General features: G+C 70.5%; 27 protein-coding genes. 8 read left to right on the top strand and 19 right to left on the bottom strand.

Annotated features, from left to right (window positions below; genetic code table 11):
• Window positions 1–17 precede the first annotated feature (17 nt).
• Window positions 18–2,387, bottom strand: coding sequence for a hypothetical protein (locus EAH86_RS13590; protein WP_140741612.1), 2,370 nt, complete (start codon window positions 2,385–2,387; stop codon window positions 18–20).
• A gap of 213 nt (window positions 2,388–2,600) precedes the next feature.
• Between EAH86_RS13590 and EAH86_RS13585 the strand changes: the two genes are divergently transcribed.
• A complete protein-coding gene (locus EAH86_RS13585; RefSeq protein ID WP_241668358.1) occupies window positions 2,601–2,990 on the top strand; it encodes a PPOX class F420-dependent oxidoreductase in 390 nt (129 codons plus the stop codon).
• Here the strand turns inward: EAH86_RS13585 and EAH86_RS13580 are convergent.
• Window positions 2,987–3,985: a phosphotransferase gene (locus tag EAH86_RS13580; protein ID WP_140741608.1), complete on the bottom strand. Its 999-nt coding sequence runs from the start codon at window positions 3,983–3,985 to the stop codon at window positions 2,987–2,989. The genes EAH86_RS13585 and EAH86_RS13580 overlap by 4 nt on opposite strands.
• Window positions 3,986–4,028: 43 nt before the next feature.
• Between EAH86_RS13580 and EAH86_RS13575 the strand changes: the two genes are divergently transcribed.
• The 3 genes from EAH86_RS13575 to EAH86_RS13565 are packed head-to-tail and all read left to right on the top strand — an operon-like array spanning window position 4,029 to window position 6,070.
• Window positions 4,029–5,165: an LOG family protein gene (locus EAH86_RS13575; RefSeq protein ID WP_140741606.1), complete on the top strand. Its 1,137-nt coding sequence runs from the start codon at window positions 4,029–4,031 to the stop codon at window positions 5,163–5,165.
• The gene (locus EAH86_RS13570) at window positions 5,162–5,680 is read left to right on the top strand and encodes a DUF1990 family protein (protein ID WP_140741604.1); all 519 of its coding nucleotides are present in this window, start codon (window positions 5,162–5,164) and stop codon (window positions 5,678–5,680) included. Before EAH86_RS13575 ends, EAH86_RS13570 begins: the two co-directional genes overlap by 4 nt.
• Window positions 5,681–6,070, top strand: a complete 390-nt coding sequence (locus tag EAH86_RS13565; protein ID WP_140741602.1) for a VOC family protein — start codon at window positions 5,681–5,683, stop codon at window positions 6,068–6,070.
• Between the two features lies 1 nt (window position 6,071).
• On the opposite strand, the gene purU is transcribed toward EAH86_RS13565, so the two are convergent.
• The 6 genes from purU to pyrH all read right to left on the bottom strand — a co-directional run bounded on the left by purU (window position 6,072) and on the right by pyrH (window position 11,896).
• A complete protein-coding gene (gene purU, locus EAH86_RS13560; RefSeq protein WP_206665829.1) occupies window positions 6,072–6,956 on the bottom strand; it encodes a formyltetrahydrofolate deformylase in 885 nt (294 codons plus the stop codon).
• 29 nt (window positions 6,957–6,985) lie between these two features.
• Window positions 6,986–8,167, bottom strand: a complete 1,182-nt coding sequence (locus EAH86_RS13555) for a hypothetical protein (RefSeq protein ID WP_241668357.1) — start codon at window positions 8,165–8,167, stop codon at window positions 6,986–6,988.
• A gap of 45 nt (window positions 8,168–8,212) precedes the next feature.
• On the bottom strand, window positions 8,213–9,457 hold the full coding sequence (gene rlmN, locus EAH86_RS13550; RefSeq protein WP_140741600.1) for a 23S rRNA (adenine(2503)-C(2))-methyltransferase RlmN: 1,245 nt from the start codon (window positions 9,455–9,457) through the stop codon (window positions 8,213–8,215).
• A gap of 94 nt (window positions 9,458–9,551) precedes the next feature.
• Window positions 9,552–10,523, bottom strand: coding sequence for a phosphatidate cytidylyltransferase (locus EAH86_RS13545; protein WP_140741598.1), 972 nt, complete (start codon window positions 10,521–10,523; stop codon window positions 9,552–9,554).
• 33 nt (window positions 10,524–10,556) lie between these two features.
• Window positions 10,557–11,114, bottom strand: a complete 558-nt coding sequence (gene frr / locus EAH86_RS13540; protein WP_140741596.1) for a ribosome recycling factor — start codon at window positions 11,112–11,114, stop codon at window positions 10,557–10,559.
• An 86-nt stretch (window positions 11,115–11,200) separates the two neighbouring features.
• Complete coding sequence (gene pyrH / locus EAH86_RS13535) at window positions 11,201–11,896, bottom strand: UMP kinase (protein WP_241668378.1); 696 nt, start codon at window positions 11,894–11,896, stop codon at window positions 11,201–11,203.
• 236 nt (window positions 11,897–12,132) lie between these two features.
• Here pyrH and EAH86_RS13530 point away from each other — a divergent pair, with 236 nt between their 5' ends.
• On the top strand, window positions 12,133–14,094 hold the full coding sequence (locus tag EAH86_RS13530; protein WP_140741592.1) for a M13 family metallopeptidase: 1,962 nt from the start codon (window positions 12,133–12,135) through the stop codon (window positions 14,092–14,094).
• Between the two features lie 40 nt (window positions 14,095–14,134).
• Here EAH86_RS13530 and EAH86_RS13525 read toward each other — a convergent pair whose 3' ends face one another.
• From EAH86_RS13525 to rpsB, 3 genes are all read right to left on the bottom strand, one after another.
• On the bottom strand, window positions 14,135–14,323 hold the full coding sequence (locus tag EAH86_RS13525) for a heme biosynthesis protein HemY (protein ID WP_140741590.1): 189 nt from the start codon (window positions 14,321–14,323) through the stop codon (window positions 14,135–14,137).
• A 152-nt stretch (window positions 14,324–14,475) separates the two neighbouring features.
• Window positions 14,476–15,306, bottom strand: coding sequence for a translation elongation factor Ts (gene tsf, locus EAH86_RS13520; RefSeq protein ID WP_140741588.1), 831 nt, complete (start codon window positions 15,304–15,306; stop codon window positions 14,476–14,478).
• Window positions 15,307–15,379: 73 nt separating this feature from the next.
• The gene (rpsB, locus tag EAH86_RS13515) at window positions 15,380–16,468 is read right to left on the bottom strand and encodes a 30S ribosomal protein S2 (RefSeq protein WP_140741586.1); all 1,089 of its coding nucleotides are present in this window, start codon (window positions 16,466–16,468) and stop codon (window positions 15,380–15,382) included.
• 322 nt (window positions 16,469–16,790) lie between these two features.
• Here rpsB and EAH86_RS13510 point away from each other — a divergent pair, with 322 nt between their 5' ends.
• Window positions 16,791–18,035, top strand: coding sequence for an MFS transporter (locus tag EAH86_RS13510; protein ID WP_140741842.1), 1,245 nt, complete (start codon window positions 16,791–16,793; stop codon window positions 18,033–18,035).
• On the opposite strand, the gene EAH86_RS13505 is transcribed toward EAH86_RS13510, so the two are convergent.
• The gene (locus EAH86_RS13505) at window positions 18,032–18,418 is read right to left on the bottom strand and encodes an SET domain-containing protein-lysine N-methyltransferase (RefSeq protein WP_161988653.1); all 387 of its coding nucleotides are present in this window, start codon (window positions 18,416–18,418) and stop codon (window positions 18,032–18,034) included. The genes EAH86_RS13510 and EAH86_RS13505 overlap by 4 nt on opposite strands.
• 49 nt (window positions 18,419–18,467) lie before the next feature.
• Between EAH86_RS13505 and EAH86_RS13500 the strand changes: the two genes are divergently transcribed.
• On the top strand, window positions 18,468–19,625 hold the full coding sequence (locus EAH86_RS13500; protein ID WP_140741582.1) for a pyridoxal phosphate-dependent aminotransferase: 1,158 nt from the start codon (window positions 18,468–18,470) through the stop codon (window positions 19,623–19,625).
• 113 nt (window positions 19,626–19,738) lie between these two features.
• The gene (locus EAH86_RS13495; protein ID WP_241668356.1) at window positions 19,739–20,374 is read left to right on the top strand and encodes a murein hydrolase activator EnvC family protein; all 636 of its coding nucleotides are present in this window, start codon (window positions 19,739–19,741) and stop codon (window positions 20,372–20,374) included.
• Window positions 20,375–20,384: 10 nt separating this feature from the next.
• On the opposite strand, the gene EAH86_RS13490 is transcribed toward EAH86_RS13495, so the two are convergent.
• The 7 genes from EAH86_RS13490 to EAH86_RS13460 form a co-directional block, all read right to left on the bottom strand.
• Window positions 20,385–21,212, bottom strand: coding sequence for a DUF3152 domain-containing protein (locus EAH86_RS13490; protein ID WP_241668355.1), 828 nt, complete (start codon window positions 21,210–21,212; stop codon window positions 20,385–20,387).
• A 135-nt stretch (window positions 21,213–21,347) separates the two neighbouring features.
• Window positions 21,348–22,262 carry a tyrosine recombinase XerC gene (locus tag EAH86_RS13485; RefSeq protein ID WP_140741580.1) on the bottom strand — a complete coding sequence of 305 codons (915 nt, stop codon included), beginning with the start codon at window positions 22,260–22,262 and terminating at the stop codon, window positions 21,348–21,350.
• Between the two features lie 51 nt (window positions 22,263–22,313).
• Window positions 22,314–23,417: a DNA-processing protein DprA gene (dprA, locus tag EAH86_RS13480; protein WP_140741578.1), complete on the bottom strand. Its 1,104-nt coding sequence runs from the start codon at window positions 23,415–23,417 to the stop codon at window positions 22,314–22,316.
• Entirely contained in the window at window positions 23,414–24,952 is a 1,539-nt protein-coding gene (locus tag EAH86_RS13475) for a YifB family Mg chelatase-like AAA ATPase (protein ID WP_140741576.1), read from the bottom strand. The genes dprA and EAH86_RS13475 overlap by 4 nt, the downstream gene beginning before the upstream one ends.
• On the bottom strand, window positions 24,949–25,320 hold the full coding sequence (locus EAH86_RS13470; RefSeq protein ID WP_140741574.1) for a YraN family protein: 372 nt from the start codon (window positions 25,318–25,320) through the stop codon (window positions 24,949–24,951). The genes EAH86_RS13475 and EAH86_RS13470 overlap by 4 nt, the downstream gene beginning before the upstream one ends.
• Window positions 25,321–25,453: 133 nt before the next feature.
• Window positions 25,454–25,771, bottom strand: coding sequence for a DUF2469 domain-containing protein (locus EAH86_RS13465; protein ID WP_140741572.1), 318 nt, complete (start codon window positions 25,769–25,771; stop codon window positions 25,454–25,456).
• Window positions 25,768–26,541 carry a ribonuclease HII gene (locus EAH86_RS13460; RefSeq protein ID WP_140741570.1) on the bottom strand — a complete coding sequence of 258 codons (774 nt, stop codon included), beginning with the start codon at window positions 26,539–26,541 and terminating at the stop codon, window positions 25,768–25,770. The genes EAH86_RS13465 and EAH86_RS13460 overlap by 4 nt, the downstream gene beginning before the upstream one ends.
• Window positions 26,542–26,544: the final 3 nt, after the last annotated feature.

Here is a 26,544-nt window from a genome sequence, read left to right as displayed (position 1 = left end):
GCCCACACCGGCGACGGTCAGCGAGGGACGACGGTGCGTGGCGGACCTTGTCGGATCTCGGGGACCACGACGTCGGAGGTGGCCCGAACCAGCCCGGCCCCGAAGAGGGTCGGGAAGTTCCACGACGTGCCGGTCACCGTCACGGTGTAGCCACCCTGGGCGTTCCGGGCACCGACGCTGACCGTGAGAGCTCCACCGCCGAGCGTCAGCGCCTCACCGGCACCGAGGACGTGGTCGGTCGAGTCGGGGGCTCCCACGGCGGGCGCGAGGCGACCCTGGATCCCCGAGCCGCCGGGTTGGTCCTCAGCGAGGTAGACCTCGACCCCTTCCTTCTGGGCATAGAGGTCGTAGCCGCTGCGGGTGCGGGCATCCAGGAAGACGAACTTGCCGTCCCGCCCTCCGGGGATGGCCACCATCTGGGTGCCCGCGACCCCGATCGGGTTGAGGACGTAGCTCGAACCGGACGTCTGGTGACGCGCCACCTGGTCCGGGTCGATCCAGCCGGCCCTCAGCCTGTTCGCCGCGATGGTTGCCTGCGGTTGGTTGTCTCCCCAAGGAGCCAGTGCCGAGGTGGAGCTCATCAGGTCCATCACGTTGGTGTACTCCCCGCTGCCGCTGATCACGTACGAGTGCGGGAAGTCGAGAGTGTGCCCCAGCTCGTGCGCGGTCACGTTGTAGAAGGGCGTGATCGTGCCGTTGGGGTCGTAGGCCAGGACCGACGACGCGGTCACCTGCCCGTCCCTGCCGTTCTGGGGGTACGTCGCCGGACCGGTCCAGCTACCCGGGCCGGCCAGGCCCGAGGCGGAGAGCTCGCTGCGTCCCCGGCCGTCCACACCCAGGGCCATCGTGAGGTTCTTACCAGCCGTGGAGACCGCGCCGATCCGGTTGAGGCAGCTGTCCGCGTCGGCCACCGACACCGCGCCCGCGTCGACGAAGGTCGTGACGTAGCGCCCGCCGCTCAACCAGGTGAAGAACGGCGTGACCTGCGCGGTGAGGTTGGCGACGGCCTGCGCCCTCGGGACCGTGTACCCGGTCGGGTTGCAGGCGATGACCCCGATCCGGTCGGTCCCGAGGCTGTAGGTGCGGTAGTTGGGCCCCAACCGCATCAGGCCCACGCCGTCTGCCGGGAAGTAGCCCAGCACGTCGACCACCGCATCGACGACGGCGCCGCTGGACTTGAGCGAGACCTCGTCGAGCGGGCTACCCACGATGGCGCCGTTCGCCACCACCTGTCCGGCCGTGAAGTTGAGGGTCGAGACGGACGGCAGGGGCCCGAAGCCGTCGCCGGGCACGACCTTGAGGTATCCGGCTCGGTCCGGGGCGATCGCCGTCACGTTGAGGACGACCGACCCTGCTCCGAAGGGCACCTTCGGGGCGCTTCCGCGGCGCGGCACGGTGATGTCGAACATGCTGGCAGGGTTGACGGTGCCCACCGGGTAGGGCGCGTCGAACCCGAAGCCGCCCTGGAAGTAGTCCCCGCTGCGGGTGTCGGCGACGCGCACCGGGACCAGGGGGACGTAGCCCATACCCGGCAGGAGGTACCCGGTCAGGTCGGCGATCACGTGCACGGAGCCACTGGCATTCGCGATGGTGACCGACCCCGCCGCACCGACGGTGGCGATCGTCGCGTTGGCCACCGTGCTGCCCCTGACCATGTTGAGCGTCGAGGAAGTGGGACGGGACGCCCCTGCCGGGTAGACGGTGAGGTAGCTCGTCGCCGTGGGCCCGGTGGCGGTGATGTTGAGCGTGACGGCCACGGCGTCGGCCGGAACGCTCGGTGAGCTCGTGCCGGCCACCTTGAGGGTGCGGGTGCCCCCGGGCCCCAGCGGCGAGCCCGACCGGGTGTCGAGGACTCGCGCTGGCGGGACCGCGGTCACACCGCTGCCGGTGGGGAACCATCCCGTGACGTCCACGATGACGTGCGTGGAGCCTCGAAGGTTGTAGACGCTGATGGTGCCGCCGGTGCCGACACCCAGCACGGTGTTGTTCGGCACCACCTGACCCGCGGTGAAGTTGACCGTGGAGGTCGCCGGCCTCGCGGATCCCGTCGGCCAGGCGGTGAGGAAGCCGGAGCTCGTGGGGGTGACGGCGGTGATGTTCAGCGCCACCGAGCCCACCCCGGAAGCGGGGACGCCGCCGTGACCGAGCACGGGCACTGCCAAGACGCCGCCCGGGCCTACGGGACTGGTCGACCGCGTGTCGACCAGCCGCGCGGGCGTCAGCGGCTGGAAGCCGAACCGGGGCGCCGGAGTCGGCACGAGCGACGTGGTGGTCGGCGTCGACAGGCCGGGTGTCACGGCCGTCGCCGTGGAGGCAGCGAAGGCGGGCAGGGCGCCGATCAGCAAGGCCGCCGCGACCGGCGCGGACCAACGTCCCCGATGCCTCATGGTCCGCAAAGTAGCACCGGCTGGACGCCCCGGGTCAGGGAAGTCGGGATGTGTCCCCCATCGGCGTACGTCAGCTACGTCGCACGGATGAGGGACCGGGTTGGCACGGATGAGGGACCGGGTTGGCACGGATGAGGGACCGGGTTGGCACCGATGAGGGACGGCCGGTGCGGTGCCTCCATCCGCGGCACCACAGGCCTGCGACACTACGACGTGGCCACCGCACCAGCAGACCTGTCCCCCGCCGCCCTCCAGTTCGTCACGGACCGGCACCTCGCGACGTTGACCACGCTTCGCCCGGACGGCTCGCCACACGTGGTGCCGGTCGGGTTCACCTGGGACACGGAGTCGCTCGTCGTCCGGGTCATCACCAGCGGCGCCAGCCGCAAGGCCCGGAACGCAGCCGGTGGGGGCCGGGCGGTGGTGTGCCAGGTAGACGGGCGTCACTGGCTCTCCTTCGAGGGCACGGCACGCGTGCTCAGCGACACCGAGGCGGTGGCCGACGCCGTCGACCGGTATGCCGCCCGCTACCGGGTGCCGCGCGTGAACCCGGAGCGCGTCGTGGTCGAGATCGCCGTCGACCGGGTACTCGGCAACGTCTAGGGCCCCGACTCCGGGTCCGCGGGCGGGAACGGCTGCAGCGCGAGCTTGAGGTAGTACAGGGGCGAGTCGCCCCACTCGGCCAGCTCGTGCGGCTGGGCACCGACGATTGACCCGAGCCACGTGAACGAGCGGTTGACGCCATGGGTGACCATGGCCGGCGTCATCAGCGCCTCGAGGTCGGCCGAGTCGATGACGTCCGACCACACCTGCGCGTAGGCGGACAGCACGTCGGGCCACGGATGGGTCGTCAGCCTCGTGACGTAGCCGTAGGGCACAGCCAGCATCTCCAGCGCATGCGCCCACTGGGCGTCGCCGAAGTCGAACGTGCGCAGGCTGTTGCCCACCGCGAAGACGTTCCGCGGATGGAGGTCACCGTGCTGCAGGGTGACGGGAAGGCTTGCAGCGCAAAGGGTTTCGACGGCCTCCTCGACAACCGAAATCCCCTCCTCGAGCTCGGTGCGCCCGTCGTCGGCGAGGTGCGACGGGTGGTCGCCAGGCAGCGCGGCCAGCTGCTCGATGAGCCACCGGTAGCGCGCAGGAACGGTCTGCGGCGAGCAGTCCGGCAGCCCTGCCCTCCAGAGCGTCGGCCCCTCCTCCGCGACCCGTCGCTGCAGGGTCGCCGCCAGCCGCACGACCGCCTGCCAGTCCTCGAGCGTGGCGTCGCGGCTGTCTCCCAGGGTCGCCCCGCGGTCGGCCGTCATCATCCAGCCGCGTGCGTCATCGACGGCCAGCGGTTCGTCGACCTCGTCCGGCTCGAGGGAGGAGAGGGCCCGGTGCACGGCCGGCTCGAAGGCGAGTGCCGGACAGTTGGCCTTGAACCACACGGTCCCCCGGTCGGTGGGCACGACCAGCTGGGTCGACCACGGCCGGATCCGCCGCTGGTCGACCTCGCCGGTCACCTGCCGACCCACCGCAGCGAGCTCGTCGCGGATCCACGCGGTCGCCTCGTCCCGCCAGGCGTCGGTCGCCACCCAGTGCGAGAAGAGGCCATCCATGACCCGACTCTAGACACGGCGACGGCCCCTCTACAGTCGGATCATGGACGGCGCCCGCAGGAGCACCCCGGACCCCGAGATCGAGAACCTCGCCGACCTCGACGCCGTGCTCTCATCGGGCCGTCCACTGACTGGCCTCCGGTTCCAGGACCTCGACCTCACAGCATACGAGGACCGCCTCCTCGCGCGCTCCGACGTCGAAGGGCTCGTGGTCCTCGGCGGGCGGGTCTCTCCCGCCCTCGGGGCCCACCTCGGTGCGCACCACGCCCTCGTGTTCCCGACCGACCCGCACGCACCGGTCGACCCCTACCGCGCCTCGCTCTACACGGCGGAGGAGCTGTACGCCGGACTCACCGATGGCGGCTACGAGTCGACGCCGGATTTCCTTGCGTACCAATGGATGAAGGACGGCGCGCTGCACCACGACGCTTTCGTCACGCTGCTGAGGGCGATCCACGACGACTCGATCACGGATGCCCTGGACGAGTTCGTCGGGTCCCGCAAGGTGGTCGGCGTCATGGGCGGTCACGCCCTGGCGCGCGGCACCACGGGGTATGCCGCGGCGGCGGGTCTCGGACGCTCCCTCGCCGCCGCGGGACTCGTCGTGGCTACCGGTGGCGGCCCGGGCGCGATGGAGGCCGCCAACCTGGGGGCGCTGGCCCGGGACGAGTCCGCCCTCGAGACGGCGCTGGAGGGGCTCGCCGTGGTGCCGTCGTTCCGGCCGTCGGTGGCCGCCTGGGTCAGCACCGCCCTGGCGGTGCGGGCGGACCTGCCGCGCAGCGACGCCCCGGGCAGTCTGGGCATCCCCACCTGGTTCTACGGCCACGAGCCGCCGAACGTCTTCTGCGACGGCATCGGCAAGTACTTCTCCAACGCGATCCGCGAGGACGGCCTGCTGGCTCGTGCGACGGCGGGACTGGTGGTCCTGGAGGGGGCCGCCGGCACGGTGCAGGAGATCTTCCAGGCCGTCACCCCGCTCTTCTACGCGTCACCTCAGGCACGACTGGCGCCGCTCGTCCTCGTCGGCCAGGAGTACTGGTCCGAGACGGTGCCGGTCTGGGCCGCCGTCCGCGCCCTCGGCCAGGAACGCGGCATGGGTTCGGTGACCCACCTCGTCGAGACGGCCGAGGAAGCCACCCAGATCGTGCTCGACCGCACCGACGGCGGGTCGGCTCCATGAAGCTCGCTGACCTGGCCTCACGACAGCTCACCTACGAGCCGCGTGGCTGTACCCAGGACGGGCCGCTGCCTGCGGGCTACCAGCCCCTCGAGGTGGAGCGGCGGCTGGGAGCCGGCGACGCGGCATACCGACGCGCTTGTGAGTCACTGATGACCTATGGACCGCAACGCGGGCTGGGACTGCGGCCGCAGGCGACCGCAGCACGGGCGGCCGTGGGCGTGGAGGTGCTGAGCAGGCTCGTCGTCCTCGGGGTGCCCTGCCGCATCGTGTGGGCCGTGGAGACCGCGGAGCGCACCGGATTCGGCTACGGCACCCTGGAGGGTCACATCGAGAGCGGCGAGGAGGGTTTCCTCATCGAGCGCCGCGGTGACGAGGTGTATGCGGTGGTGCGCGCCTACACGAGGCCCGGTGGTTGGCTGACCCGCCTCGGCGGCCCGGTGACCTGGCGGTTGCAGCGCGTCGCGGCCCTGGGATACCTGCGAGCCCTGCAGCGGGCCGTGCGCGAGGATGGCTGAATGAGCCAGCGCCTGAGCCTCGTCACCCTGCTCGTCCGCGACTACGACGTGGCGCTGGAGTGGTACCGCGACCGAGCGGGGTTTGAGCTGGTCGAGGACACCGACCGCGGCGACGGCACCCGCTGGGTCGTCGTCCGACCAGCCGGTTCGGACGGCACCCAGGTGCTGCTCGCCCGGGCGAGCACGCCTGCCCAGGTCGACCGGGTCGGCGACCCCGGCGGCGGCCGCGTGATGCACTTCCTGGCGACCGACGACTTCGCCGGCGACCACAGGCGGATGCTCGCGGCAGGAGTGCGGTTCCGCGAGGAGCCGCGGCACGAGCCGTACGGCGACGTCGCCGTGTTCGAGGACCTCTACGGCAACGCCTGGGACCTCATCCAGCCACGCTGAGTCAGTCGAAGACGATCGTGCGGCGGCCGCGGAGGACGACGCGGTGCTCCGCGTGCCAGCGCAGTGCGCGGGAGAACGCCATCGCCTCCAGCTCCTGACCGACCGAGGCCAGCTCGGCCGGGCTCATCCGGTGGTCCACCCGCCGGAAGTCCTGCTCGATGATCGGTCCCTCGTCGAGGTCCGCCGTGACGTAGTGCGCCGTCGCCCCGATCACCTTGACCCCACGGTCGTGCGCCTGGCTGTACGGCTTGGCCCCCTTGAAGCTCGGCAGCAGCGAGTGGTGGATGTTGATGATCCGGCCGGGGAAGTCGGCACACAGCCCGCTCGACAGGATCTGCATGTAGCGCGCCAGTGCCACTGTGTCTGCGGAGTAGTGCTCGACCAGGCGCCGCAGCTCGTCCTCCGCCGCGGGCTTGGTGTCGCGGGTCACCGGGACGTGGTGGAACGGGATGCCGTGCCATTCGGCGAGACTTCGGAAGTCTTCGTGGTTGGAGACGATCGCAGGCACCTCGATGGGCAGCGAACCGCTCTCGACCCGGAACAGCAGGTCGTTCAGGCAGTGCCCATGTTGGCTCACCATGACCAGCACACGCCGGCGCTGGGACAGGTCGTGCGCGGCATACGTCATCGCGAACTCGGTTGCCACGTCTGCCATCGCGGCATCAAGGGCCGCCACCGGCAGGGCCGACCCTTCGCGCGCGAGGTGCATCCGCAGGTGGAACTCCCCCGCCCTCACATCGGCGAACTGCTGGCTGTCGAGGATCGTCATCGACAGCTCGAGCATCACCCCCGAGACGGCGTGCACGATCCCACGTCGGTCGGCACACGAGACCGTCAGGACGAACTCACGGCCGGGCTCGGCAGCGACGGCGGGGATGGCGCTCACGCGGTCAGCCTAAGGGCGCGTGGGGCGCCCTACGGGCGGGTGACCATGACGATGCCAAGGCACATCTCGTCGGTGGTGCCCTCACCCCAGACGACGTAGCGCTCGGGCTGCCCCGCGAACGACGGCAGCTTGTCGCGCAGGCTCTGGTCATGGGTGCACGACACCGTGAGGGTGTCCCCGATCCGCAGCCGGACAGCCGGGGTCACGGCGCGACTGCCCTGGTCGTCGAAGTCCCAGATCGGGATGTCGAGGACGGTGCGCTCGTTGGCCTTGCCCTTGTTGACGATGATCGAGATCTTCGTGCCGAGCAGGTGCATGTGCCCTGCCACCGCACGGATCGTCGACCCCTGGGTCACCGGTCTGGTGCAGGTCTGGGTCGGGCCCACCTTGGCTTCCGGGCAGAGCAGGTGCAGGGCGTCCCCCGTCCGGCCCGCGCTGCCGAACCGCTTCTGGACGTCGGCCATCGCGGCCGCTCGGTCGCACAGCGGGCCGGTCCTGCCGGGCCGACACGGCACCTCGACGGGCGCCGGGAGCAGCACCGTCTGCAGGGTCTGGCGCGCGCCGTCGTCGGCAGCCACCCGCAGCTTGGCGGCGCTCTGGTCAGGCGAGCGCCCTGCCAGCAGGTTGTAGTGGACCTGCATGATGACCCGGGAACCGGCCTCGACCGGCATACCGAGGTCGGGCGCCAGCACCCGCTCACCCCCGCCAGGTGCCCACGCACCCAGCCACGGCGCACCGTTGAGGCCCGCGCCCGGGCTCTCCACACCGGTGCCGCCGAAACAGGTCCAGCCCTCGCCGACCTGGAGCCGGTCCTTCTCCTCCGCGGCAGCCACCTTGTCCGGCGGCACGCGGAACAGGATCACGTGGTGCACGACGTCCGGGTTGCCGGGCAGCACGTTGATGCCCGTCACGACGGTCTTGGCGGTGAGACCGGGGTCGAGGAGGAAGCAGCGGTAGTCATCCGTCCCCGGTGCGGCCGGCGCCTTGGGGGTGTATGCCGTGGGCATCCGGAGCGTGACGAAGCGCTCCCCATTGCGCAGCGGAGCCTCCGGGGGCGCGGCCGTCGTGGGGTGCTGGTGGCCGGCCGTCGTGGTGGTGGGCGCCGGAGTGGCCTTGGCGGCCGCGGGCTCGGGGTCGGCACCGGTCGAGGCGCACCCCGCAAGCAGCAGGACGACAGCCCCGGCTGCCAGCAGGCGCGCGCGCAGGATCACCTCACGAGCATAGGCAGATCAGCGCAGCGCGGCGGCGAAATGCGGTCAGGCGGTCGAGGCGGCGAGCTGGCCACAGGCGCCGTCGATGTCCTGGCCACGGGTGTCGCGGATGGTGGTGGGGATGCCGTGCGCCCGCAGGCGCTCGACGAACTGCTGCTCGACACCCGGCCGGGAGGCGGTCCACTTCGACCCCGGGGTGGGGTTGAGCGGGATCGGGTTGACGTGCACCCAGCCGCGGCCCCGGGCGTTGAGCTTCTTGCCCAGCAGGTCGGCCCGCCACGCGTGGTCGTTGATGTCCTTGATGAGGGCGTACTCGATGCTCACCCGGCGACCGGTCGCTTCGTAGTAGCGGTACGCCGCGTCGAGGGCCTCGTCGACGCTCCACCGGGTGTTGATCGGCACCAGCTCGTCGCGCAGCTCGTCGTCGGGTGCGTGCAGCGAGAGCGCAAGGGTGACCGGGATGCCCTCGGCCGCCAGCTTGTCGATCGCCGGGACCAGACCCACCGTCGACATGGTGATGCCCCGTGCCGACATCCCCAGGCCGTCCGGCGTGGGGTCGGTGAGCCGGCGGATCGCGCCGATCGCGGCCTTGTAGTTGGCCAGCGCCTCGCCCATGCCCATGAACACCACGTTGGAGATCCGGGTGGGTCCGGTCGCCTCGGCCAGACCGCCCTCGCCGTCCTCCGTACCGTCCTCGTCACCGAGCTCGGCGGCCCCTTGGGCCGAGGCCCAACCAGAGCCGGCCACGCCCTTGGCGAGCTCGCCGCTGCGCAGCAACCGCGCGCCGTACACGACCTGCTCGACGATCTCGGCGGCGCTCATGTTGCGCGTGAGCCCGGCCTGTCCGGTCGCGCAGAAGGGGCAGTTCATTCCGCAGCCGGCTTGGCTCGAGATGCAGATGGTGACGCGCCGGGGGTAGCGCATCAGGACCGACTCGACGATGGCACCGTCGTGCAGCTTCCAGGCGTTCTTGATCGTCATGCCGTCGTCGGCGGTGCGCTGCACGAGGGGGGTCAATAGCGTCGGCAGCAGGTCGGCCACGAGCTCGTCGCGGATCGCCTTGGGCAGGTCGGTCATCTCGTCGGGCGAACCGACAAGGCGCTCGAAGTAGTGCGTCGACAGCTGCTTGGCGCGGAAGCCCTTGTGCCCCAATGCCTCGACGGCCTCCTTGCGCTCGGCCGGTGACAGGTCGGCGAGGTGGCGCGGCGGCTTGCCACGACGCGGGGCGGTGAAGGTGAGCTGGCCCGGCTGGGGGCGCTCGCTCGTGGGCTCAGGCAGGTCCGTGGTCATGGTGCCCCAGTCTCGCAGGTGCCTGCCCGTGACCTCACATCCGCGGCGCCGGCCTCATGCGCATGAGTCACCGCCGGCAGGGTATGCCGTCGGGTCAGGCGGGCGGGACGACCCAGGCAAGCAGCGCCCAGGCCAGCGGCGCGACGAGGAGGACGGAGTCGAGCCGGTCCATGATCCCGCCATGACCGGGCAACAGCGTGCCCATGTCCTTGATGCCGAGGTCGCGCTTGATCGTCGACTCGGTGAGGTCGCCCACGGTCGCTGCAATGGCCGCACTGGCTCCGAGCAGGGCACCACCCCACCAGGGCCCGTCGAGCGTCAGCACGACGGCGATCGAGCCACCCACCACACACGCGACCACCGAGCCGGCGAAACCCTCCCAGGACTTCTTGGGGCTGACCGACGGCGCCATGGGGTGCTTGCCGAACAGGACGCCGGCTGCGTAGCCGCCGACGTCGCTGAGCACCGCGACGAGGAGGAAGAGGAAGACTCGGCGGGCGCCGTCGTGCGGCGTGGCGAGCATGAGGGCCGCGAAGCCGGCGAGGAACGAGGGGTAGACGGCGACGAAGAACCCGCCCGCGATGTCACGGACCGCATCGAGCACCCCGTCGGCGATGCGCCACAGCAGGATGCCGACACAGGTCAGGCCGACCGTCACGACCAGCGCCTCGCCACCCCCGACGTAGGCCGAGATGAGCATGCTGATGCTGCCCACGAGGCTGGGGACCAGCGGCACGTTGATCGAGACCTGGGCAAGGGCCCGACGCAGCTCCCACACGCCGACGCCGATGGCCACGACGATGATGACGAGCATCAGCTCCTTGCGGAGCACCAACGAGCCGACGATCAGCGCACCCAGGCCGAGCCCGACGCCGATCGCCGCCGGCAGGTTGCGCCCCGCCCTCGACGGCCGCGCGCCCTGGGCCGGTGTGGTGACGGACCCGTCAGCTGCGCCCGCATCCTGCGTGGGATCGGGTGAGGGCGACGTGCCGGGCGCGTCGGAACCCGCGCCGTCGGGGGCGATGCGGGCCGCACGACGGTCGCGACGGGACTGGGGCACGTTCATGACCAGCGCTGCGTGAGGTGGCGGGCGAGCCGTTCAGACCTCGAGCAGCTCGGACTCCTTGCCCTTCAGCAGCTCGTCCACGGTGTCGACGTACTTCTTCGTGGTCGCGTCCAGCTCCTTCTCGCCACGGTTGCCGTCGTCCTCGCCGACCTCGCCGTCCTTCACCAGCTTGTCGATCTCGTCCTTGGCCTTGCGGCGGATGTTGCGGATCGACACCTTGGCGTCCTCGCCCTTGTGCCGAGCGAGCTTGATGTAGTCCTTGCGGCGCTCCTCGGTGAGCAGGGGGAGCACGCAGCGGATCATGTTGCCGTCGTTGCTCGGGTTCACGCCGAGGTCGGACTCGCGCAGGGTCTTCTCGATCTCCGCCATCGACGACTTGTCGAACGGGGTGATGAGGATGGTGCGGGCCTCGGGCGTCTGGAACGACGCGAGCTGCTGCAGCGGGGTCGGTGCACCGTAGTAGTCGACCGTGAGCTTGTTGAACATGCCCGGGGTCGCCCGACCGGTGCGGATGCCCGCGAAGTCCTCCTTGGCGACCTCGACGGCCTTTTCCATCTTCTCTTCGGCCTCGAGCAGAGTCTCTTCAATCATGTCCCGCTCCTTCTCGGGCGCTCCCCTGCCGGGTGGCGCCAGTCGTGGTGTGGTCAGTCTGGTGGGTGGATCGGCCTGGTACCGACTCAGCCGGGAGTGACCAGCGTGCCGATCCTCTCACCGCGCAACGCCCGGACGACATTGCCCTCGCCTTCCATGCCGAACACGACCATGGGCAGCTTGTTCTCCATGCACAGGCTGAACGCCGCGGCGTCGACCACGCGCAGCCCCTGCTGGAGCGCCTCGGCGTAGCTGATCTCGTCGAGCTTGCGGGCGTCGGGGTTGGTGCGCGGGTCGGAGTCGTAGACGCCGTCCACGCCGTTCTTGCTCATCAGCACGGCGTCGCACTTGATCTCCAGCGCGCGCTGGGCGGACACGGTGTCGGTGGAGAAGAACGGCATACCCGCACCGGCCCCGAAGATGACGACCCGACCCTTCTCGAGGTGACGGATGGCGCGGCGCGGGATGTAGGGCTCGGCCACCTGGCCCATCGTGATCGCGGTCTGGACGCGGGTCTCGATGCCTTCCTTCTCCAGGAAGTCCTGGAGGGCGAGGCAGTTCATCACCGTGCCGAGCATGCCCATGTAGTCGGCGCGGGTCCGGTCCATGCCCTGCTGCTGGAGCTCGGCACCGCGGAAGAAGTTTCCCCCGCCGATGACGACGGCGACCTGGATGCCCTCGTTGACCGACTGGGCGATCTGCTGGGCGATCCCGCGGACGACGTCCGGGGCCAGCCCGACGCGACCGCCTCCGAAGACCTCGCCGGAGAGCTTGAGCAGCACGCGACGCCGCGGCGTCGGCGATTCGTGGGTGGACGATCCGGCTGGGGCGGCCTGCTCCGAGGCAGCAGTCACGACAGATCCTCCTGAAGGTATGGGGCGGTCACCGAATACTTCCACACTCCGCACACAGGCATGGTGCCGGTCGCGACGCTGTCCGTCCTGCGTGGCAAGGTGTCACCAACGCAGGACGCAGCCACACGACACCGCTTCATCCATGCATCAAAGGAGACACGCGCATGAGGTCAGGCATCCTTCCCGGGCACCGCGACGAGACGATCCGCCCCCAGGACGACCTGTTCGGCCACGCCAACGGCACCTGGGTCCGCACCACCGAGATCCCCAGCGACCGGGGCCGGTACGGCACCTTCGACATGCTGCGTGAGCAGTCCGACGAGCGCGTGCGCACGATCATCGAGCGAGCTGCGGGCGACACCGACGCCGCTGAGGGAACGCCCACCCGCAAGGTCGGCGACCTGTACCGCTCGTTCATGGACGAGGCGCGGGTCGAGGAGCTCGGCCTGTCCCCGATCGAGGACGACCTCGCCGCCGTCCACGCGATCACGGGCACCGACGACCTGTTCCTGACCCTGGGACGGCTGGCCCGTCAGGGCGGACCCGGCCTCTTCGACTTCGGGGTCGCCCCCGACGCCAAGAACCCCGAGGAGTACGTCCTCTACCTCGGGCAGGGTGGCCTCGGTCTTCCGGACGAGTCCTACTACCGCGAGGAGCGGCACGCGGCCATCCTCGCGGCATACCTGCCCCATGTGGCGCGGATGCTCGGGTTCGCCGGCATCGGCGACGGGGCCACCGACGAGGACTCGCCGGCCGCCCGCGTGGTGGCGCTCGAGACCCGGCTGGCCGGCCACCACTGGGACAACGTCGCCACCCGCGACGCGGTGAAGAGCTACAACCCCTACGGCTACGACTCCCTCGAGGAGCTCGCCCCCAACGTCAGGTGGGGCGACTTCGTCCGCGGACTCGAGGCGCGCGAGGCCTTCGAGCACGTCGTCGTGGGGCAGCCGTCCTACCTCGAGGGCCTGTCGGGCGCGCTGGACGAGGTCATCATCGACGACTTCAAGCACTGGCTCGCCTTCCACGTCGTCGCCTCGGCGGCGCCGCTGCTGACCAAGGAGCTGGTCGACGCCGAGTTCGACTTCACCGGGCGCGTCATCTCGGGGCTCCCGGAGAACCGTGAGCGATGGAAGCGTGGCGTCTCCCTCGTCGAGAGGTCGATCGGCGAGGCCGTCGGCCAGCTGTATGCCGCGGAGTACTTCCCGCCCGACGCCAAGAAGCGGATGCTCGAGCTGGTCGGGAACCTCGTCGAGGCGTTCCGGCGCTCCTTCGAGGGGCTGGACTGGATGGGTCCGCAGACGCGCGAGCAGGCCCTGGCCAAGCTCGCGTCGTTCACGCCCAAGGTGGGCTACCCGGACCGCTGGCGGGACTACTCCGCACTGACCATCGACGACGACCTCGTCGGCAACGTGCGGCGCGCCAACGAGTTCGAGCTGAAGCGGCAGCTCGACAAGCTGGGCGGCCCGATCGACCGTGACGAGTGGCTGATGCTTCCCCAGACGGTCAACGCCTACTACCACCCCCTGATGAACGAGATCGTCTTCCCGGCCGGCATCCTGCAGCCGCCGTTCTTCGACATGGACGCCGACGACGCCGTCAACTACGGCGGGATCGGCGCGGTCATCGGCCACGAGATCGGCCACGGGTTCGACGACCAGGGCTCGCGCTACGACGCCACCGGCACGCTGCGCGACTGGTGGACCGAGGAGGACCGGTCCCGCTTCGACGAGCGCACCCAGGCGCTGATCGCGCAGTTCAGCACGCTGTCCCCGATCGCCGCCCCCGACGAGAAGGTCAACGGAGCACTCACCGTGGGCGAGAACATCGGCGACCTGGGCGGGCTGGCCATCGGCTACTCCGCCTACCGGATCGCCACGGAGGGGCAGGCCGCGCCCGAGCTCGACGGCTACACCGGGCCGCAGCGGTTCTTCCTCGGCTGGGCCCAGGTCTGGTCCGGCAAGGCACGCACCGAGGAGGCCAAGCGGCTCCTTGCCATCGACCCGCACTCCCCCACCGAGGTGCGTGCGAACGCCGCCCGCAACTGCGACGAGTTCCACGAGGCGTTCGGGGTCGCCGAGGGTGACGGCATGTGGCTGGCTCCGGAGCAGCGCGTCCAGATCTTCTGATCGGCGACGACCCGTCCGGCCCCTCCGGGTGGCGGGCGGGTCAGAAGCCGGCGTTGCGGAGCATGAACTCGGTGTCCGTGTCGCGTCCGCCGCGAGGGTCCGGACCCGGGTCGACGTCCTGGGTCGTCGTCATGTCCTCGGGCGCGATGCGCTCCGGCAGGTGCGTGAAGTCGGGCACCGCTCGGGCTGGTCTGGGCACCTGACGGGCACCCCTACGTGCTTTCCCCATGGCCTGAGTATGCCTCGTCGCCGTCCGCGCGGCGCTCGGTACGGCACCAAACCATGGCGGCCCGACTCGTGCCCACAAACAGGTATGCCGCCCGCTCTTGGTGAGCGGGCGGCATACCTGGTGCCTTGCGGCGGAACTGGTGGAGCGGTCGATCAGTTGCCGATGCGGTAGCGGACGAAGGAGGTGACCTTCGTCCCGGCCTCGGCGAGGACCTTCTCGACGGTCTTCTTGGCGTCCTTGGCGAACGCCTGCTCGAGCAGGACGTTCTCCTTGAAGAAGCCGTTCACGCGACCCTCGACGATCTTCGGGAGGGCGGCTTCGGGCTTGCCCTCCTCCTTCGCGGTGGCCTCGGCGACGCGACGCTCGTTCTCGACCGTCTCGGCGTCGACCTCGTCACGGGTCAGCACGGTCGGGCTGAACGCCGCGATGTGCATGGCCACGTCACGCGCGATCTGCTCGTCGCCACCCTCGGCGCCGACGAGCACACCGATCTGTGCGGGCAGGTCGGGGCTGGTCTTGTGCAGGTAGGACACGACGACCGGGGCCTCGACGCGGGACACGCGCTTGACCTCGATCTTCTCGCCGATGGTCGCGTTGGCGTTGTCGAGCAGCTCCTGGACGGTCGAGCCGTCCTCGAGCGAGCTCTTGAGCAACGCGTCCGCGTCGGCCGCACCGGAGGCGACCGACTGGGCGAGGACCTGGGCAGCCAGGGCGATGAACTTCTCGCTCTTGGCCACGAAGTCGGTCTCGCACAGGACCTCGACGAGGGTGCCCACGCCGTCACCGGCCTGGGCAGCGACCAGTCCGTTGGACGTGGTGCGGCCCTCACGCTTGGTGACGCCCTTGAGGCCCTTCACACGAAGGATCTCGGTGGCCTTGTCACGGTCGCCGTCGGCCTCGTCGAGCGCCTTCTTGACGTCGAGCATGCCGGCGCCCGTGGACCCGCGCAGGGCCTTGATGTCAGCGGCGGTGTAGTTCGCCATAGGTGTTTCTCAGCTCATTTCTGGCAAGTGTGGACTGGCAATGTCAGCTGGCAAGGATGCGGACAGGTGGTGCTCAGGCCTTGGCGTCGGCCGGGGCCTCAGCAACGACCTCGGAAGCAGCCTCGGGAGCAGCGGTCTCCTCGGTGGCCGGCGCCTCGGGGGCGGCGGTCTCCTCGGTCGCGGCAGCAGCCTCGGGAGCAGCGGTCTCCTCGGCGACAGGCGCCTCGGTGGCCTCGGTGGCCTCGGTGGCCTCGGTGGCCTCGACGGTGGCAGCAGCCTCGACAGGTGCGTCGGTGGTTGCAGCGGTCGTGTCGGCGGCAGCGGTCGCGTCGGCGGCGGCGGTCTCGCCGGCCTCCGGAGCGGCAGCCTCAGCAGCCTGGGCAGCGTCGCCACCCAGCAGCTCGCGCTCCCACTCAGCCATCGGCTCGTCGCCGGCGACGACACCCTCGGCCTGCTCACCGGACTTGCCGGAGCTGCGGGCGATGAGGCCCTCGGCCACGGCGTCGGCGATGACGCGGGTCAGCAGGGTGACGGAGCGGATCGCGTCGTCGTTGCCGGGGATCTTGTAGTCGACCTCGTCGGGGTCGCAGTTGGTGTCGAGGATCGCGATGACCGGCAGGCCGAGCTTGCGGGCCTCGAAGACTGCGAGGTGCTCCTTCTTGGTGTCCACGATCCACACGGCCGAGGGAACCCGGGCCATGTTGCGGATACCGCCGAGGGTCTTCTCGAGCTTGTCCTTCTCCCGCTTGAAGATCAGGAGTTCCTTCTTGGTGAAGCCGGAGGCCGCCACGTTGTCGTAGTCGAGCTCCTCGAGCTCCTTGAGCCGGGTGAGGCGCTTGGAGATCGTGTTGAAGTTGGTGAGCATGCCACCGAGCCAGCGGTGGTTCACGTAGGGCATCCCGACCCGGGTCGCCTGCTCGGCGATGGGCTCCTGGGCCTGCTTCTTCGTGCCGACGAAGAGGATCGACCCACCGTGGGCGACCGTCTCCTTGACGAACTCGAAGGCGTTGTTGATGTAGGTCAACGACTGCTGCAGGTCGATGATGTAGATGCCATTGCGCTCGGTCATGATGAAGCGCTTCATCTTGGGGTTCCAGCGACGGGTCTGGTGCCCGAAGTGGACGCCGCTCTCGAGGAGCTGGCGCATGGTAACGACGGCCATGCCGTGTCTCCTTGTGTCGTTGTCAGTTGCGTCGGTATGCCGCGTAGGTGCGGCTACCTGCCTGGCGCCTGCTACGCACCCCACCGGCACTCTGGCCGGACTGCTGTGGTGCGCCCCTGTTCGGAGGTTTCCTCGTCACAGGTGAGAAGACGCGCGAATTAGGTCTGCGCGTGCGAACACACGTGGACCGCCGTCCATCGTACGTGCTCAGGGCGAGGATCGAGAAATCCGGTCGACCCCTCCCCCGGTGCACGTCTGGAGCACGGGAAATGCAGGCGACCATCGACGTTCGCCGTCGGTAGGTTGGTCCGTTGTGAGCAGCGTGAGCCGGATCGTCGACGTCGTCGCCCCGCCCCGGCTCGGGCGCAGCTTCCGCTGGCTGCTCGCCTCGTCGTGGGTGAGCAACATCGGCGACGGGATCGCGCTCGCCGCCGGTCCGCTCCTCGTGGCTTCCCAGACCCGCAACGCCGTGCTCGTGGCGTTGGCAGCGGTGCTGCAACGGCTGCCGTGGCTGCTGTTCGGGCTGTGGGCCGGGGCGGTGGCCGACCGCCTCGACCGTCGCCGCGTGGTCATCGTGGCCGACCTGCTGCGCGCGATCGTCGTGGCGCTGCTCTGCGTGACCATCGTGACCGGTCACGTGTCGATCGGCCTGGTCCTGGTGACGATGTTCGTCTACGGGGTGGCCGAGGTGTTCGCCGACACCACGACCGGCACCCTTCTGCCGATGCTGGTGGCCAAGCCCGACCTCGGCATCGGCAACGCGCGCCTCCAGGCGGGTTTTCTCACCGCCAACCAGCTCGTGGGACCACCGCTGGGCGCCTTCCTCTTCGCTGTGGGGATGGTCTGGCCGTTCGTCGTGCAGGTCGTCTGTGTCGGGTTCGGGGTGGTCCTGGTGGCGCGGATCGCCACGCCGCGCGGTGGCGTCCGTGGCGTGCCCGACACCCACGTCCGACGGGACATCGCCGACGGGCTGCGCTGGATCAGGGGTCATGCGCCCGTGCGCACCCTCGCGTTGGTGATCTTCGCGTTCAACATCACCTGGGGGGCCGCCTGGTCGGTCCTGGTGCTGTACTCCCTCGACCGGCTGCACATGGGCGAGGTCGGGTTCGGCCTCCTCACCACTGCAGCCGCCGCTGGCGGACTGGTCAGCACCGCGTGCTACGGCTGGCTCGAGCGCCGAGTCCCACTCGCCACCGTGATGCGCGGCTGTCTGCTTCTCGAGGTGCTGACCCACTTGGCCCTGGCAGTGACCACCGTCGGGTGGCTGGCGATCGCGATCATGGTGGTGTTCGGCGCCTACGCCTTCGTCTGGGGCACGGTGTCGCAGGCCGTCCGCCAGCGTGCCGTGCCCCAGGAGTTCCAGGGCCGGGTCGGCAGTGTCTACGTCGTGGGTCTGTTCCTCGGACTGGTGGTGGGTCAGGGTCTGGGCGGGGTCATCGCCGAGCAGTGGGGTCTGGCGGCGCCGTTCTGGTTCGCCTTCGTCGGGTCCGGGATCACTCTCGCCCTCGTCTGGCGCCAGCTCGGCCACATCGCCCACGTCGAGGCCGAGCCCGACGAGCCGGGCTAGCTCGACGAGTGTGGCTGGCCCAGGGTGCGGTCGACGAGCGACTGGACGGATGGGGCGAAGTGCCCGGCATACCGCCGCTGCACCTGCGGGATCTGCCAGTCGTCGCCGGTCACCATCTGGCGGCACCGGTAGGTCTCGCAGTGGCACCGCACGAGCATGTCCGGGTCGGCGCTGCTCGTGGCGTAGTCAACGGTGAGCTCCTCCCCCGCCGACAGGTCGCGGAAGGCCTCGAGGCCCGCGCCGTCCGCGCTCCACGCGAGGGTCGGGTCGCAGGAGTGGTTGAGCAGTTCCGCGTCGACGTCGACGCGCTCCCCGCGTGCGATCCCCTCGGTGGCGAACAGCCCACGCCCGGCGATGACGGACCCACGACGCTCGACGACCACGGGACGCAGGCTACGCCGCCGACCCAGCCGGGCGGCATACCCTCTCGCCATGGCCCGACCACCCGGCAAACCATCCCTGGCACCGTTCGGCACCACCATCTTCGCGGAGATGACTGCACTGGCGACCGAGCACGGCGCCGTGAACCTCGGTCAGGGCTTCCCGGACACCGACGGGCCGCGCGCGATGCTCGACGCGGCCAAGGCGGCCATCGACGGCGGGCGCAACCAGTACCCGCCCGGGCCCGGCGTCCCCGAGCTGCTCGACGCCATCGCGGTGCACCAGTCGCGCTTCTACGGCCTGACCGTTGACCCGCGCTCGGAGGTCCTGGTCACCGTCGGCGCCACCGAAGCCATTGCCGCGACGAGCCTCGCGCTGTGCGAGCCGGGCGACGAGGTGGTCACCTTCGAGCCCTACTACGACTCGTATGCCGCGTCGATCGCCTTGGCAGGTGCGGTGCGCCGGACCTCGGTGCTGCGGTTCCCAGACTTCGCCGTGGACGAGGAGTCGCTACGGGCGGCCTTCTCGTCGCGGACCCGGATGGTGCTGCTGAACACCCCGCACAATCCGACCGGGAAGGTGTTCACCCGCGCCGAGCTCGACCTGATCTGTTCTCTCGCAAGGGAGTTCGATGCGTGGGTGGTGACCGACGAGGTCTACGAACACCTGGTCTTCGACGGCGCCGCCCACGTGCCCGTCGCGACCCTGCCGGAGATGTGGGACCGCACCCTGACGATCTCGTCCTCCGGCAAGACGTTCTCGGCCACCGGCTGGAAAGTCGGCTGGGTGTCCGGACCGGCAGCGGCCGTCGCAGCGGTGCGCGCGGTCAAGCAGTTCCTCACCTTCGTTGGCTCGGGACCGTTCCAGCCCGCCGTGGCGGTCGCGCTCGGCCTCGACAACAGTGTGTATGCCGGGCTGTCCAGCTCACTGGAAGCCAAGCGCGACCTCCTCGTGGCGGGGCTGCAGTCAGCGGGACTGGAGGTGTCGGTGCCCGGCGGGACCTACTTCGTCGTCGCGGACGCTGCGCCACTCGGGGCCGTCGACGCACTCGCCTTCTGCCGCGAGCTGCCCGCTCGGGCCGGGGTCGTCGGCGTGCCGGTGTCGGTGTTCCACGACGACGTCGACGCCGCTCGGACGCTGGTGCGGTTCGCGTTCTGCAAGAAGGACGAGGTGCTTCGAGAGGCCGTCGAGCGGCTCAGTCGGCTCTAGCCCACACCGGATATCGGCACCTCTCGTCCACGGGGTCGGACGGCCGGCTGACGTTGTCCACAGTCGGCCTGCGTTCCCTGGGCCAGTGAGGTTCGGTCGGCCATGGTGGCTGGATGAACCCCGTTGCCGCACTCCTCCTGCCCTTGGCGGCCGTGCTGCTCGCGGGCACCGCCGTATCGGCGTCCCCTGACCACCGCGAACGGTCGGGGTCGTCGATGGTCCGGGGAGCGACCTTGCCGTCGGGTGCTTCGGCACAGCTGGTGCCTGCTGCGGTCCCGATCCTGCGTCCCCTGGAGGCCACCGGATCCCCCGCTCTGCGTGGCCGGTGGGCGTGGCCGCTGCGGCCGCAGCCGGCCGTCGTCCGTCCGTTCCTCCCGCCAGCGACGAAGTACGGCGCCGGGCACCGGGGAGTGGACCTGACGGGGTCGTCCGGGCAGGAGGTGCTCGCGGTCGAGGCAGGCACGGTGACCCACGTGGGCAGGATCGCCGGCCGCGGCACCGTGACGGTCCTGCACTCGTCGGGCATCCGGTCGACCTATGAGCCCGTGGACCCCCAGGTGTCGTCGGGCTCTCCGGTCGCCCGCGGGGCACCGCTCGGTCGGCTGGAAGGAAGCGGTTCGCACTGTGCCCCCGCCGTCTGCCTGCACCTTGGTGCAGTCCGCGGGGAGGTCTACCTCGACCCCATGATCTTCCTCATCGGGGGCCAGCGGGTGCGCCTGCTGCCGCTGGCGCCGGCGCGCACGGGGTAGGGCCTCCCGGTCAGGCGCCGGAGGGATAGGGCCAAGACTTGCAGCCACCGAGGTCAAGGGTCTGCTGGACCATGACGGGCGCTCGTTTGCCCTTTGCGGGGCACGTCCTGTGCTGGTGGCCCAGGCCGTGGCCGACCTCGTGGTTGACCTGGTAGATGCGGTAGCGGGCCACATCCGTGCCATAGCTGTCGTCGCCGAGGGCCCAACGGCGGAAGTTGAGCACCGAACGTTCACCGTTCCAGCAGGACACCTGCGAGAGGGTCCGCATCGGCGCGCACAGCTTGTCGGTCAGCCCGGGACTGGCGAGCGTGACCCGCACATCGACGTGGGCGCCCTTGGCGGCCTGCTGGGGCGTGACGTTGACGAAGCGGACGCCGTCGACCTTCTGCCATCCCTTGGGGTCGAGCAGGACGGACTGGATGGTCGAGCCCACCTCGGTCGGGTCGACGTCCAGACCACCTTCGATCTCCACGGTGTACTTGACGGTCCGCCCGGACGTCGCCACGGCAGCCTGGGGTACCGAGATGATGGTGATCTTGCCGGTGCCGTTCTGCGGGACGGCGACCGCGCCGGGTGTGGCTGTCTCGGTCGTCGACGAGCCGTCCTCGTTGTTCGGCGTACGGGTTGTCGTCGTCGTGGACGGGCTGACCACCGGAGTGACCCGCGACGCTGCACCCGCATTGACCGGCGTCAGGTCGCGATTGGTGAGCCGCACGGTCACGACGGCCACGAGGAGGAGGATGACGGCGCCTGCGATGGTGCGTCGAAGCCGCACCTGCCGACTGGTGCGTCGGCGGTGTCGAGGCGGCTTGCGGGTGACCCGCGAGTCCTCACTCACGCGCTTGGTCCTGCTCCTCTCGGGGACGGACCACCACGGGCCCGACGGTCGACTGTGGCGTCCATCTTCCCCCTTCCGCGAGCCTCGCGGGTCACGGCACGCCCGGGGACCCGGTCGCGGAGGGAGAAATCGGGGTCACGCACGAGGGTGAGCCTGACGGTAGGACTGCTTCAGCCGGTCGACGGAGACGTGCGTGTAGATCTGGGTCGTTGCCAGGGACGCGTGGCCGAGCAGCTCTTGGACGAGTCTCAGGTCGGCGCCGCCTTCGAGCAGGTGGGTTGCAGCGCTGTGGCGCAGCCCGTGCGGCCCGAGGTCCGGTGCGTTCGGAACGTGCTCGAGCAGGGTGTGCACCGCAGCCCGGATCTGTCGCGGGTCGACACGTCGGCCGCGACGCCCGAGCAGCAAGGCCGGCCCGCTACCCTCGCCGGCCACCTGGGGACGACCGAGCGTCAGCCACGCCACCACGGCCTCCCGCGCCGGCGCACCGAAAGGCACCGTTCGCTCCTTGCCGCCTTTGCCCATCACCCGAACGACCCCGCGACCGAGGTCGAGGTCGTCGATGTCGAGGGCTGTCAGCTCGCCAACCCGGATCCCGCTGGCGTACAACAGTTCCAGGGCCGCTCGGTCCCGCAGGTGCATGGAGTCCTGGTCGTCGCTCGCCACGGCGGCGATGTCCATCAGTGCCGTGGCGTCGGACTGCCGAAGCACTTCTGGGAGGTGGCCGGCGCGCTTGGGAGCGGCCAGCCGCAGCGAGGGGTCATGGTCGATCCGACCAGTCCGCGCCGCCCACCCGAGGAAGGTGCGCGCGGCGGCAGACCGCCGCGCGATCGTGGAACGAGCCGCCCCCGACTCCGCCTGAGCAGCCAGCCAGCCACGCAGCTCACGCAGCCCGACATCAGCGAGGTCGGTGATCCCACAGTCGGTTTCGAGGAAGTCCACGAGCCCTCGCAGGTCGCTGAGGTAGGCCCGAGTGGTGTGCTCCGACCGGCCCCGCTCGCTACGCAGGTGGCGCTCGAACGCTGCGAGCGTCTGCTCCGTGGACTGGCTCACGCCGCCACCGTCGCAAACGCGAAGGCGCGGCACAAGCCGCCACCCCGCAGGTCAGCGACGCACTGCCGGTTTGCGCCAGCCGTCGCCCTCGCGGAGCGCGAGACCAGCGACGTCGAGCGCGCCCAGTGCGCCACGGACCTCGTGGGCGCCAAGCCCGCACCGCCGGGCCAGGTCCTCGGCCGTCACCGCCTTGCGCGTCGGAAGCGCCGCGAGGACCGCCTGGTGGCTTGGTCCCAGGTCGTCCTCCGGCGTGGACGGCCCCTCCTTCCGAGGTGCCAGCTCACCGATCGGGCCAACCTCCTCGGCGACCTCGGCTGCGTCGGTGACCAGAGTGGCCCCGGCTCGAATGAGCTCATGACACCCTGCGGACACCGCCGAGGTGACCGGCCCGGGCACGGCGCACACGACCCTCAGGTGCTCCCCCGCCAGCCGCGCCGTGTTGCGTGAGCCGCTGCGCAGACCCGCCTCGACCACGACCGTGCCCTGGGTCAGGGTGGCGATGAGCCGGTTGCGGCTGAGGAAGCGCCACTTGGTGGGTGCGGATCCCGGCGGGACCTCGCTGACGACGAGCCCTGTCTCACGGATCCGCTCGAGCAGCCCCGCGTGGCCGCTGGGGTAGGGGCGTTCGATCCCTCCGGCGACGAAGGCGATGGTCACCCCGTCGACGGCAAGGGCGCCCTCGTGCGCGGCGCCGTCGATGCCGTAGGCAGCACCGGACACCACCGCGAAGTCGCGTTCGGCCAGACCGGCAGCAAGGTCCTTGGCCGTGTGGACGCCATAGCCGGTCGCGGCCCGCGCCCCGACGATGGAGACGCTGCGGCAGGCTGCCTCCCCCAGATCGGCAGGGCCCCGCACCCAGAGGCAGACGGGCGGGGCGGCGAGGTCGCCGAAGCCCAGCGGCCACTCGTCGTCACCGGGAATGACGATGCGGGCACCCAACCGCTCGGCGACCTGGAAGTCACGCTCGACGTCCAGCTCGGGAAGCCGCTCTGCCATCCGCGTGCTCGCAACGCTGTCGATGCCGATGCTCTGCAGCGCCTCCTCGGCGCCGACGGCCGCGATCCGCGCAGCGACCTCGCGGCCCCCGGGTTCGACGAGCCGCGCCCAGGCCACCCGCGCTGCCCGTTCCCCGCGAACCGCGGCCAGCGCCGTCATGCCGCCACCGGTCCCTGGTTGCGCAGCGTGAGCGCCGAGCCGAGGTCTTCCCGAACGGGGGTGTTCCGGCCGCCCAGGTCGGCCAGGGTCCACCCGACGCGCAGCACCCGGTCATAGCCCCTGAGCGTCAGCTGGGCCCGGTCGAGCGCCCGGTCGATGTCGACCGTGACGGACTTGGGAAGCCGCCACCGACCCCGTCGCAGCTGGGCACCGGGCACCTCGCTGTTGACCCGCCATGAGGTCGAGCTCCAGCGGGCTGCCTGGGCCTCCCTCGCAGCGCGTACCCGGGCGGCCACGACTGCGCTGCTCTCCCCGGTCAGACCAGCGAGTGACGACCGGGTCACCGCGGGCACCTGTACCTGCAGGTCAACCCGGTCGAGCAGTGGTCCTGACAGCCGGCCGATGTAGCCCCGTTTGGCCATCGGCGAGCACGCGCAACCCACACCCTTGCCGAAGCCAAGACCGCACGGGCACGGGTTGGCGGCCATCACCAGCTGGAAGCGGGCCGGGAACCGCACGGTGGCCCGTGCCCGCGCCACCACCACCTCACCGGACTCCAGGGGCTGTCGCAACGACTGCAGCGCGTCGGTCTTGAACTCGGGCGCCTCATCCAGGAACAGCACTCCGTGGTGCGCCTGGGAGATCGCCCCGGGCCGGACCGCGCTGCTGCCGCCACCGATGATGGCGGCCTGGGTGGCGCTGTGGTGCGGCGCCACGAAGGGCGGTAGGCCTTCGACGTCGAGCTCGGCAGCGGTCACGCCCAGCAGCGAGCGGACGGCCAGGACATCGATCGACTGCGCGCGGGTCAGCCGGGGCAGGATCGAGACGAGGCGTTCGGCGAGCATCGTCTTGCCCGAGCCTGGCGGCCCCAGCAGGAAGAGGTGGTGACCGCCGGCCGCGGCCAGCTCCAGCGCGGTCCGTGCCTCCTCCTGGCCGACGACGTCGGCGAGGTCCGGCGGGTCGGCGACCGCGAGTGCGGGCGCCATCGCCAGGTCCGGCACTCCCTGGCCCAGCGTCTCGGAACCTCCCGAGTAGGTCGCGATGAGGTCGGCGAGGTGGCGGACGGCGTGCACGCGGATGTCCGGCACCAGCCGTGCCTCGGCGGCGTTGGCCACCGGCACCACGACGTCCTGACAGCCTGCCCTCGCCGCAGCCAGGACCGCGGGCAGCACCCCGCGGACCTGGCGGACCGAACCGTCGAGCCCGAGCTCGCCGAGGTGGACGATGTCGCGGACCCGGTCGGGCGGCACCATCCCGAGCGCTGCCACCACCGCGACCGCAATGGGCAGGTCGAACCCGCTGCCGTTCTTGGGGATCGACGCCGGTGACAGGTTGACCGTGAGCCGGTCCTGGGCCAGCGACCGCCCGATGCTCGCCGCGGCGGCTTTGACCCGGTTGGGTGACTGCGCGCAGGCCGTGTCGGGCAACCCACCCAGCATGAACGCCGGAAGGCCTCCCGACAGATGGGCCTCCACCTCCACCACCGCCCCGGCGAGCCCCTCCAGCGTCACCGACCGGGTGCGCCCGAAGGTCATCCTCCGACCCCCTGGACGTGCCGGACCCGCGCCGGCCCCTCCACCGGGCGGAGGATGCCGATCACATCGATCCTGATCCGGCTGGGGTGCTCGTCGTGGGCCTGCAGCCACGCGGACGCCAGCCGCCGCAGCCGAGCCGTCTTGCGCCAGTCCACCGCCTCGACCGGGGTGCCGAAACGCTCGGACCGCCGGGTCTTGACCTCACAGAAGACGAGGCAGTCGCCGTCGCGCACCACGAGGTCGATCTCGCCACGCGCGCACCGCCAGTTGCGGTCGATCACGGCCAGACCGTGGTCGGTCAGGTAGCGCGCCGCCAGTCGTTCGCCGTACTCCCCCAACGTCCTGCGGGGATCTGTCTGGTCTGCCATGCGCCCCAGCCAAGCGCGGACCGCACCCGGTCAACAGCGGAGCCGCGGCGTCCTGTGGACGGTCACCGCGGCGCCCCACCGCCTGTGGGCGACCTGCGCCGATACGGCACGACACCCTGCCACCCGCGAGTGCCTAGAAACCCTGGCCCTTCGGCAGCTCGAGATCGGACTTGGCGAGCTCCTCGACATTGACGTCCTTGAACGTCACCACCCGGACCTGCTTGGCGAACCGCGCCGGCCGGTAGATGTCCCACACCCAGGCGTCGGCCATCGTGACGTCGAAGTAGACCTCCCCGCCGTCGGAACGCACCTTCACGTCGACGGAGTTGCACAGGTAGAAGCGACGCTCGGTCTCCACCACGTGGGAGAACAGCCCCACGACATCGCGGTACTCCCGATAGAGCTGCAGCTCCATCTCGCTCTCGTACTTCTCCAGGTCCTCTGAACTCATCGCGCACTCATCTCCACCTGCGTCTCATCGGGAGCTGTCTCTGCTCCCTGCCCTGCCCGATCGCCGAGACCAGTCCCATCATCTCCTGAGATGCCTGGCAGCCGCCATGACCTGCGGTGCAGGTCGGTGGCACCGAAGGCTTCCAGCGCCGCGAGGTGCTCCGGCGCGGCATACCCCTTGTTCTCTTCCCAGCCGTATGCCGGGTGGTCGGGGGCGGCGGCCACCATCAGCCCGTCACGCTCCACCTTGGCCAGCACCGAGGCAGCCGCGACCGACGAGCACTTGAGGTCGGCCTTGATCATCGTGGTGACGGGTGGGACGGCCGGTGCCGTGTCGGACGCGAAGGCGAAGAGCCCCACCTCGTCGGGTGCGGTGAGCCAGTCGTGGTTGCCGTCCAGGATCACCAGGTCGGGCACGACGTCGACGGCGGCGAGCGCACGGCACCCGGCCAGCCGCAGGGCGGCGATGATCCCGACCTCGTCGATCTCCTCCGGGGACGCGTGGCCCACGGCATACGTGAGGGCCCAACGTCTGATCCGCGGCACCATGGCGACCCGCGCCGCGGGCGTGAGCAGCTTGGAGTCCTTGACGCCGGTCGGGGCACTGCGACAGGTCTCGTCGATGAGGACCACACCGACGGTGACGGGGCCGGCCAGTGCCCCACGGCCCACCTCGTCCATCCCCGCGAGGATGCGGTGCCCGTCACGCTGGAGCTGGCGTTCGACCCGCAGGTTGGGCTTGCGGCTTCGTGCCGGTGGCGCCTGAGCCATCGC

It is taken from the genome of Pedococcus bigeumensis, from assembly GCF_006438965.1.
In the GTDB taxonomy this organism is placed as follows: domain Bacteria; phylum Actinomycetota; class Actinomycetes; order Actinomycetales; family Dermatophilaceae; genus Pedococcus; species Pedococcus bigeumensis_A.
Note: the sequence above shows the minus strand (reverse complement) of the source record. Positions and strands in the feature narration are given on the sequence as shown.

Coding starts and splice junctions, on each gene's coding strand:
- EAH86_RS13470 (WP_140741574.1), bottom strand. CDS start 25,320: ATGGCAGACCAGACAGATCCCCGCAGGACGTTGGGGGAGTACGGCGAA.
- EAH86_RS13465 (WP_140741572.1), bottom strand. CDS start 25,771: ATGAGTTCAGAGGACCTGGAGAAGTACGAGAGCGAGATGGAGCTGCAG.
- EAH86_RS13545 (WP_140741598.1), bottom strand. CDS start 10,523: ATGAACGTGCCCCAGTCCCGTCGCGACCGTCGTGCGGCCCGCATCGCC.
- EAH86_RS13460 (WP_140741570.1), bottom strand. CDS start 26,541: ATGGCTCAGGCGCCACCGGCACGAAGCCGCAAGCCCAACCTGCGGGTC.
- EAH86_RS13500 (WP_140741582.1), top strand. CDS start 18,468: ATGGCCCGACCACCCGGCAAACCATCCCTGGCACCGTTCGGCACCACC.
- rlmN (WP_140741600.1), bottom strand. CDS start 9,457: ATGACCACGGACCTGCCTGAGCCCACGAGCGAGCGCCCCCAGCCGGGC.
- EAH86_RS13580 (WP_140741608.1), bottom strand. CDS start 3,985: ATGGATGGCCTCTTCTCGCACTGGGTGGCGACCGACGCCTGGCGGGAC.
- dprA (WP_140741578.1), bottom strand. CDS start 23,417: ATGACGGCGCTGGCCGCGGTTCGCGGGGAACGGGCAGCGCGGGTGGCC.
- frr (WP_140741596.1), bottom strand. CDS start 11,114: ATGATTGAAGAGACTCTGCTCGAGGCCGAAGAGAAGATGGAAAAGGCC.
- rpsB (WP_140741586.1), bottom strand. CDS start 16,468: ATGGCCGTCGTTACCATGCGCCAGCTCCTCGAGAGCGGCGTCCACTTC.
- EAH86_RS13475 (WP_140741576.1), bottom strand. CDS start 24,952: ATGACCTTCGGGCGCACCCGGTCGGTGACGCTGGAGGGGCTCGCCGGG.
- EAH86_RS13530 (WP_140741592.1), top strand. CDS start 12,133: ATGAGGTCAGGCATCCTTCCCGGGCACCGCGACGAGACGATCCGCCCC.
- EAH86_RS13565 (WP_140741602.1), top strand. CDS start 5,681: ATGAGCCAGCGCCTGAGCCTCGTCACCCTGCTCGTCCGCGACTACGAC.
- tsf (WP_140741588.1), bottom strand. CDS start 15,306: ATGGCGAACTACACCGCCGCTGACATCAAGGCCCTGCGCGGGTCCACG.
- EAH86_RS13570 (WP_140741604.1), top strand. CDS start 5,162: ATGAAGCTCGCTGACCTGGCCTCACGACAGCTCACCTACGAGCCGCGT.
- EAH86_RS13575 (WP_140741606.1), top strand. CDS start 4,029: ATGGACGGCGCCCGCAGGAGCACCCCGGACCCCGAGATCGAGAACCTC.
- EAH86_RS13525 (WP_140741590.1), bottom strand. CDS start 14,323: ATGGGGAAAGCACGTAGGGGTGCCCGTCAGGTGCCCAGACCAGCCCGA.
- EAH86_RS13495 (WP_241668356.1), top strand. CDS start 19,739: ATGAACCCCGTTGCCGCACTCCTCCTGCCCTTGGCGGCCGTGCTGCTC.
- EAH86_RS13590 (WP_140741612.1), bottom strand. CDS start 2,387: ATGAGGCATCGGGGACGTTGGTCCGCGCCGGTCGCGGCGGCCTTGCTG.